This window comes from Kosakonia sp. MH5 (assembly GCF_009935945.1).
GTDB lineage: Bacteria > Pseudomonadota > Gammaproteobacteria > Enterobacterales > Enterobacteriaceae > Kosakonia > Kosakonia radicincitans.
In genome coordinates, this window is sequence record NZ_QODH01000003.1 from 361,135 (window position 1) to 369,250 (window position 8,116).

Annotated in this window: 9 protein-coding genes, 1 tRNA gene and 2 pseudogenes; 3 read left to right on the plus strand and 9 right to left on the minus strand. The window is 50.8% G+C overall.

The annotated features are described in order from the left end of the window. Positions 1-44 precede the first annotated feature (44 nt). From DK872_RS11535 to DK872_RS11545, 3 genes are read right to left on the minus strand one after another with little or no spacing between them, the layout of a single operon-like run. Complete coding sequence (locus tag DK872_RS11535; protein ID WP_161518374.1) at positions 45-749, minus strand: DUF554 domain-containing protein; 705 nt, start codon at positions 747-749, stop codon at positions 45-47. A gap of 16 nt (positions 750-765) precedes the next feature. After that, entirely contained in the window at positions 766-1,353 is a 588-nt protein-coding gene (locus DK872_RS11540) for a UbiX family flavin prenyltransferase (RefSeq protein WP_007370263.1), read from the minus strand. 10 nt (positions 1,354-1,363) lie between these two features. After that, complete coding sequence (locus tag DK872_RS11545; protein ID WP_071921386.1) at positions 1,364-2,857, minus strand: UbiD family decarboxylase; 1,494 nt, start codon at positions 2,855-2,857, stop codon at positions 1,364-1,366. A gap of 216 nt (positions 2,858-3,073) precedes the next feature. Between DK872_RS11545 and DK872_RS11550 the strand changes: the two genes are divergently transcribed. The 3 genes from DK872_RS11550 (at position 3,074) to DK872_RS11560 (ending at position 4,945) form a co-directional block, all read left to right on the plus strand. Then, entirely contained in the window at positions 3,074-3,973 is a 900-nt protein-coding gene (locus DK872_RS11550; RefSeq protein ID WP_161518375.1) for a LysR family transcriptional regulator, read from the plus strand. A gap of 65 nt (positions 3,974-4,038) precedes the next feature. Then, a complete protein-coding gene (gene actS, locus DK872_RS11555; RefSeq protein WP_007370266.1) occupies positions 4,039-4,779 on the plus strand; it encodes an amidase activator ActS in 741 nt (246 codons plus the stop codon). Between the two features lie 92 nt (positions 4,780-4,871). After that, a tRNA-Gly gene (locus tag DK872_RS11560) sits at positions 4,872-4,945 on the plus strand. A 506-nt stretch (positions 4,946-5,451) separates the two neighbouring features. Here the strand turns inward: DK872_RS11560 and DK872_RS27990 are convergent. The 6 genes and pseudogenes from DK872_RS27990 to DK872_RS27995 form a co-directional block, all read right to left on the minus strand. Further along, on the minus strand, positions 5,452-5,715 hold the full coding sequence (locus DK872_RS27990) for a hypothetical protein (protein ID WP_035889611.1): 264 nt from the start codon (positions 5,713-5,715) through the stop codon (positions 5,452-5,454). After that, positions 5,705-6,838, minus strand: coding sequence for a PAAR domain-containing protein (locus DK872_RS11565; protein WP_149288355.1), 1,134 nt, complete (start codon positions 6,836-6,838; stop codon positions 5,705-5,707). The genes DK872_RS27990 and DK872_RS11565 overlap by 11 nt, the downstream gene beginning before the upstream one ends. A 10-nt stretch (positions 6,839-6,848) precedes the next feature. After that, entirely contained in the window at positions 6,849-7,205 is a 357-nt protein-coding gene (locus tag DK872_RS27325; RefSeq protein WP_181951280.1) for a hypothetical protein, read from the minus strand. 220 nt (positions 7,206-7,425) lie between these two features. Next, positions 7,426-7,635 (minus strand): hypothetical protein, encoded by a 210-nt coding sequence (locus tag DK872_RS11575; RefSeq protein ID WP_071921385.1) that lies wholly within the window; start codon positions 7,633-7,635, stop codon positions 7,426-7,428. Then, a pseudogene (locus tag DK872_RS27525) lies at positions 7,629-7,718 on the minus strand (integrase); the annotation flags it as partial. The gene DK872_RS11575 and the pseudogene DK872_RS27525, both read right to left, overlap by 7 nt. A 59-nt stretch (positions 7,719-7,777) precedes the next feature. After that, positions 7,778-7,849, minus strand: a pseudogene (locus DK872_RS27995) (hypothetical protein); the annotation flags it as partial. Between the last annotated feature and the right edge of the window lie 267 nt (positions 7,850-8,116).

The window sequence follows — 8,116 nt, forward strand, 5'->3', positions numbered from 1 at the left end:
AGCCAGCCACAGCGCCACCGGGCAAACGCGATTATAACCAACTATCAGGCGAAAAGTTTTGCCCAGAGAGCGGAAAAGGGCATTACCAGTACCAGTCCGGGCAACATATTCTCCACCGGGAACGGCTTGATATTACAAATCCGCAGCCCCGTTGCGACCATGATTAGCCCTCCCGCGCAGGAGAAATCCCCCATCATGTCCGGAGTGATCATGTGCAGGATGTAAACCGCCAGCGTTGCCAGAGCAACCTGCACGGCAATCAGTGGTAAACCGATGGTCATGACTGAGAAGCCCAGCATGGTGGCGAAAATGGCGGCGGTAAACAAATCGAGCACCGTTTTGATATACAGGATGGAGGGATCGCCAGTCATGCCTTCATGCATCGCACCGAAGATACCGGTGCCGCTGGCGCAAAACAGCACCAGAATCGCGACAAATTTCTCCGTAAATTCATCGTGGCCCAGGCCCTGAACCGGTGGGAACACGCGGTTGATTAAGCCGCGTGTTGTGCCTGCCGCTCTACCGATCTGTTTTTCCAGAAAGAATGCTTCGCCAACGACTGCGCCCAGAACCACGGCAGGCATGAACTTCACTTTTATCACCAGGTTGATACCAAGACCGACCGAACAGAGACCAAAGGTCAGGGGCAGCGCCACTTTCACGCGCTCCGGAATACGTTTGCCAACGAGTGAACCCAGCAAACCGCCGACAATAACGGCAGCGCCATTCACATAAGGACCGATTAACATAATATTTCCTGCATGATTACGCGTTATGAGCCAGGTTGCCCTCGCCCCAACGCGGAAGGTTTTTCACATCAATACCAAACAGGTCTAACGCGCGGCTGACGCTGTGGGTAATGATTTCATCAGTGGTTTGCGGGCGCTGGTATAGCGCCGGAACCGGCGGGAAAATAATTCCGCCCATTTCTGTTACCGCCAACATGTTGCGAATGTGTCCGAGGTTAAGTGGCGTTTCGCGCGCCAGCAGCACCAGACGGCGGCGCTCTTTAAGCACCACGTCGGCGGCCCGGGTTAGCAGGTTATCTGTCAGGCAGTTTGCGATGGATCCCAGCGAACGCATGGAACAGGGGGCAACGAGCATGCCCATTGTTTTAAACGATCCGCTGGAAATGGCTGCGCCAAGATTACCAATAGGGTGAACCACATCTGCCAGTGCCATCACCTCATCCAACTGATAGTCCGTTTCCAGCTCACAGGTTTTTTCCGCCCCTTTTGAGATAACCAGGTGGACTTCAGGAGCCTGCGCACGTAAAAGCTCAAGTGCCTTTACGCCATACTGAAAACCAGAAGCACCGCTAATGCCGACAATGATGCGTTGAGATGCCGCCACATTGTTCCCCTTACTCGAAATCTGGCAGGAAGCGTTTCACATCAACCTCTTTAAACTTCGAGCGTTCAAAATGGCTTTTCAGGTGGAATGGCACCGTACAGTCAAAGAGGGTTTTGCAGGACATTCCCTGCTGCAAAATGCTCGGGCTGTAAGCCGGGATCTGCGAGGGATCGAGCGGATGACAGCGAACCCCGGGAATCGTGACGGTATCGACATCACCCTGATATCGGGTTTGCATCGCCCACAGCACATCGTCGCTGTCGAAAATATCCACGTCTTCATCAACCAGAATCACGTGTTTCAGTTCCGGGAAGGCAGAGAATGCCAGCAGGGCTGCCTGGCGCTGACGGCCTTCATCCGCCGGGGAGAATTTTTTGAATTGCATCACCGCCAGAAGTTTACCGCCACCCGCAGAGTGAGCGAACACGTTGAGCAGCTTGCCCGGCATTGCACGGCCCACCATATCGAGGATACTGGCTTCCGTCGGGATGCCCGCCATATTGACGTGTTCTTCGCCTGGACCCACAGTGGTACGCCAGATCGGGTTGTAGCGATGGGTGACGGCTTTGACTTTGATTACCGGCAGTGCATCTTTGGCCTCGCCGGTATAGCCGGGAAATTCAGGCATCGCTTTACCGGTATTGGTGTTCTGATCTTCACGCAGACGTACGTTCGGCAGCAGTTCGCCTTCGATAACGATCTCCGCATGCGCAATGGCACGTTCGTTGATGGTTTTACACTGCACCATTTCTACAGCCTTGCCGCGCAGGGCACCGGCAACGCTCAGTTCGTCATAACCCAGCGGGGTGGTTGGCGGCTCAAAGCAGGCGGCGATTTCGATAGCAGGATCGACGCCAATACTGATCGAGATCGGCAGTGGTTTCCCGGCGGCTTCCGCTTTCATGCGGAATGCATCGATATGGCGACCCGGGGTTAACCACATCGACAGCTCGTCGCGGCTCTGTACGCAAAGGCGGTGAATGGTGATATCAGATTCGTGTGTTTCAGGATCGGAAGCGTAGCACAGACCCATTGTGATGTACGGGCCGGCATCCTCTTCGGTATTGGTTGGTGCTGGTAGCAGTTTGCGCAGGTCGAAGTTAGTGTCGCTGGCCAGATGAACCACCTGTTGGCAGACGGCATTGTCTTTGGTCAGTATTGGCGGAATAGGGTTCTGCACGGAATCTTTCAGCAGGTGGCCCAATTTTTCCGGCGCGCAGTTGAGGAAATGGCTGACGCGTTTACGCGAGCCGTTCAGGCCGATAGCCACGCTGATATCCTGGAAGCCCTTCACTTTGTTGAACATCATCACCGGGCCGTTTTTACGTGTTGGGCGCTGGCAGGTGCCGCCCGCGCCAACGTAACGGTAAACACCGGAAAGTTCGGCGTGTGGATCAACTTCAGTATCGGTTTCGACATATTCGCCGGGCAGTGTTTTTAATAATTCAATCGCCGAGCGTAAATCTGTAACGCCGCTGGTATTTTTATTTTCGCTATTTGACATAGTATGTTCCATCGGAAAAAGGGTTTACTGTCGGTGGCTACCTTATTTTTCCAGGGAACATTAAACAAATACCTTTTTCCTGACTCAGACCAGATCAAAAAAGTACTATTTATAAAATTGTTAAATTTAGGTTTCTAATTTGATTAAAAAACCAGACTTTTCCTTTGCTGCGCTAAGTGTGATACTGAGCGCCGGGGGATCGTGGAGTAGATCTGTATGGATTTGAAAAGGTTGCGCTATTTTTGCCGCGTTATAGAGCAGGGATCCGTAAGCCAGGCCGCGAAAGTGCTGAATATGGCGCAGCCGCCATTGAGTAAACGGATCCAGGAACTGGAAGAAGAGCTACAGGTTTCACTGTTTACCCGCCAGGGAAATCGTATTGAGCCAACCGATGCCGGATATTTTCTTTATCGTAAAGCATGCGAAATATTACGTCAGGTTGAAGACACCGCCCGCGAAACGATCGCTATTGCTAATAAAGAAAAATTCAAGTTAAGAATCGGCTTAACCCATCTTTTTCAATCGTATTTCAAGCCATTGTTGCTGGAGCTTTATAAGCGTCATCCCGATGCGGAGATTAATATTTCGGTAACGGATTCCAGCCATCTGGAAACCATGCTTAACGAAGGTGCGATCGATCTGGCGTTGATCCAGCGCCCATACCGCAGTGAAGGCTTTGATTATGTCTCCTTCGATCCGGTAAGTCTGGTTGCGGTGATCAGCAAACAGTGTTTGCCTGAAATGCCAGCGAGCCCATTTGATTACCAGGCGCTGGCGGCATTTCCGCTGGTGCTGCTGCACCGGGCAAAAGATGCCGGAACGTATGAGATGTTAATCGACCTGTTCCGTAAAGCGGGTGGGAATCCGCGGGTGATCATGCATATCACCCAGCCTGGTGTGATTCTGGAATGGCTGGAGTCTGGTCTCGCTGCGGCAACGCTGCTGCCGTCATCAGAGGTGGATGCAGCTAAATTAATAAACTGCCACGTAGTGGATGTTTTTCCGTCGCCGCAGGTATTTTACCCGGCTCTGGTGAAGATGCCGGCGATGCCGTATCTGCCGGAAATGATGGAAATCATTGCTCAGGGCTACCCGATGCCGCGCCATTCATCGTGAAAGTATTGGCATCCGGATTGTGGCTGTTATCATAGGTCGCCATTTATTTTAATCGAGGATCTGTTTTGCGCGCAGGACGCCTGATGAGTAACCCGTTCCGCATTGCCTTTTGCCTGGCGTTCGCTTTATTGCTGGCAGGTTGCGCCGGGAAATCCTCTTCCGGAGGCAATTATTCCGGCTCCACCTATACGGTTAAGCGGGGCGATACGCTGTACCGTATTTCACGCATTACCGGAACCAGCGTGAAAGATCTCGCCAGCATGAACGGGATCTCCCCGCCATATACCATCGAAGTGGGGCAGCGGTTGAAGGTTAATGGTTCTAAAGCCAGCGCATCCTCGGGTAAAACCAGCACGAAAACCGCTAAAGTCACGCCTTCCTCCGCCGTGCCGCAATCCTCATGGCCGCCGGTAGGGCAACGCTGCTGGCGATGGCCGACCAGCGGGAAAGTGATTATGGGTTACTCCACGTCCGACGGCGGGAATAAGGGGATTGATATTGCAGGTTCGCGCGGGCAAGCCATCTATGCTGCTGGTGCAGGGAAGGTGGTATACGTTGGTAGCCAGCTTCGTGGCTACGGTAATCTGATCATGATTAAGCACAGCGAAGATTACATTACGGCCTACGCGCACAACGATACGATGCTGGTGAATAACGGACAGAACGTGAAAGCGGGGCAGAAGATCGCCACCATGGGCAGCAGTGATGCGGATTCTGTTCGCTTGCACTTCCAGCTGCGCTACCGGGCAACGGCGATTGATCCGCTGCGTTATTTACCGCCGCAGGGCAGCCCACCCAAATGTTAAAAATGCGCCGAACAGGCGATAAATTAACCTGTTAGCGCAGGCGTATCTTGCCAGACGGTGCGTAAAGACTATAATGCGTTACGCACTTCGACGCGGGCGTAGTTCAATGGTAGAACGAGAGCTTCCCAAGCTCTATACGAGGGTTCGATTCCCTTCGCCCGCTCCAGATCTCTCCCCTTGTGGAGAAGCCTTAAAAGCCTTCTCTATCAGCAACTTAAATAGTTACCTATTTTAGTCGCCTATGGGTTCTACCATTGTGATCCGCCCTTGGTAACTGTCACGCTAAGTTACATGGTGAGATGACAGTATAACTCAGCGTTGGCGGCAGTTGCATCCTCACACCGCGATAGCACAACGTGAAGAAAAAGCCCATCCAGGCATAGTTATGTCATCGACAGATTGATCATACGCATTTCAAGCCCGATGTGCGGCTCTCAGAGCTACGTAAACAGGTTTATGGTGATAACCCTACAAACGACATGTAGGCTCTATCAGCGTTTTAGCCACGCTCCCGCAAGGGTACACGGTTATCCTGATAAGGTGTGATCCCTCTGACAGTCTGATGAAGTCGCTACGCTCCGCTTGTTGTTGTATCACCAACGGGGCTTTATGGCTTCTATTGTCTAAAATTAGGGAAAAGGGGAAAGGCAGGATCTCTCCAGCCTTTGGCGGTCATCTCACTTTCTTGAAGATAAGCAGGATCAGAGGGACGCAGACAGCGAAACCAATGATAGAGGCTAAAGCCGAATCAGAGTGATTTTGCGATAGCTCCTTAACAAACCAAGTGCATTGAGAAGGGGTAAATTCTCCTCCTTGGCTCATTGTCTCTGAAAAGTTAAGAGCGAAGACCAGATCGAAATAAAGCACGATAACGTAATACGCTACGCAGATCAGCGCGATACTCACCCACCTGATCCAGAACTTCTTATTCATCATCGTAAGTGCTTCCCAATGAACCGCCTACTGTACCGCCTGAGTATGGGGATGTTGAGCCAGCAACAGCAGCGGAATCGGCAGCAGCTTGTTGAATTTTTGCACTCCCTCCCATTGGTTGAGGGCTTTTGTTCTCGGTGTTAGGGTACTGCTGTTTGAATGTATTAGTCATTTCGACAACGAGCATTGAGGAGAAGTCTGCACTCTTTGATTCAAGATAACTTTGCAGTGATACCGGAATAGTGAAATCTTCTTCTATGTCGATTGGTAGCTGTGTTGTCGTGGATGTGTAACCGTGATCGAATAACTTTGAGCCAGCAAACTTGATCCCCTCAACTGAGTGGGTGGTACAGTTGCTACCAGTCACATCATACTTATCAATCGTGCGGCCTCTTCGCTTTGTACCGTCTTGCATGTTTGGCGTTTGAATTGGTGCTACACCGCCATTCCAAAGGTTTTCGAAGAAGTTACGGGTTATTTTAGGATCTGCATCATCAATGCGGAAAGCGCGAGCACCCATTTCATAAAGTTCGTATCGGTAATACTTACGCGCATCTTCATCTTGGAAAAAGTCTAAAATCCCATCCCCAGTGAAGGTACTTTTATCAGTGCGTCCATAGCGTCCATAGGTGTAGAGATAGATGCTGTTATTCTCATGCACTGAAACGAAAGCATGACCTGCACTTGTTGTTTCAGTCCAGAGGTAAACGCCGTTCAATAGCTGGTTATCTTCTGGCTTGCAGGTATCAGCAAAGGTGTTTTGCTTCTTCGCTGCCTGTGCATGTTGCACTGGCTCTACAGGCGCTGTCGCCCAAGAAGGGGTATTCACCTCAACGGTGCCAGGCGCGATAAGAAAATTAGTACCCTGTGGACAACCGCAGTGGATTTCTGCACCGTCCACGGCGACTGAGGCGCTATTTGAGCAGCGAGGATCACCGCTCACTATCACCCCCGCTTTCCCGCATTTCGGGCAAGGGGGGGTCTTATCGCCGATATAGAGTTTCCACTTGCCCATGACAGACATACCGGGGCGGGCGGCAATACATTGTGCGCCTGTAGATGTTTTATCTCCATGTAGACCAACGTTCTTACCGTGAATTGTGCAGCCTCTGTTAACCGATGCCATAGTGACCGCCTTATTTCAGAAAGTTTTCTGGCAACGATTCCCCTGCTCGGACTACTCTTCTTCCGGCATTCTGTGGGCTACTGATAATTTCGTCGCCGTTGTCGAGTAAGCTACCGACAAGAGCGGCGGAGTCACCAGAGGTATTGCCTACTCCAGTGCTGATTTTCGCGGTGGTTCCATCTGGATAACGAACTTCATCACCCACAAGAGATACATTTAGGCGTGTTCCGTCTTCAATTTCGAGCTGCTGCCCGTTGTATTCACTGATAACCGTTCCCCCGTTGCGGGTTAAGCTACCCTCTGTAGCAATCAGATAAGCGGCTGTAACTGGGTGAGCGAGGTTGTAGGCGTTTCTTTCAGCGATCATTACGGGCTTCTTCGTTCATTTCCGCGAGCTGTTCAGCTGTGAATGGTGACTGGTCAAATGCTGCCAGCATTTCGGCGGTGAGTTCATTGGTGTATTGCTTCATAAGTCCCTCTACTTGCTATGGAAATAATTTCAGTGGCTATTTTACAAGCAATGACCACATGAGCAACAAGTATTAGACTTAAGCAAAATTATGTTTCGTAACAACCAGTAAAGGGGGTTACTCCTCCTCAAAGGTCATTGTGTAGCGGCATTGCTGCGACGGTCTGATCGTCACTATCTCCGTATAATTGGCGTTGCTGTATACGCAAATCTTCGCGTTGCCTGTCTCCTCTTCATCACTGAGAATCAGGGTTATCTGTCCGGCATTCGCCAGGGCTGGTAATAGCGCCACTATCAGCACAATCATGTGTTTCATATCGATCACCATTCTAAAGAAAACTCCTCTGTTAAATCGTCCTGCACGTCCTGACCGTACCCGATGTAATACATGGTTGAGCGCGGATCTGTCTGTCTTCCCATTCTAATAACAGGTGGTTTCTAAACCGTCGAGCCTCATTGAAATCGCGGGTTGAAGTGGTTTTGCGCCACATCCGGCACGGATATAAAAATCTGAGGTACTTCGGGACGAAGATCTGAAACATCCAGATTCCATCTTTTCGCTTGTAAAGGTAAGCCTGGCCCTTGATTGACACGATAATGATCCTCTATTATCACGTAATCAGTTACCTATGCTGATCGCAATATCGTTATCTGTCAGTAGGTTACAGAAGTGGAATGGATTTTTGTTCGATTCCCTTCGCCCGCTCCATATTCCTCTGTTAGCCTGTTAGCCTGTTAGCCTGTTAGCCTGTTAGCCTGTTAGCCTGTTAGCCTGTTAGCCTGTTAGCCTGTTAGCCTGTTAGCCTGTT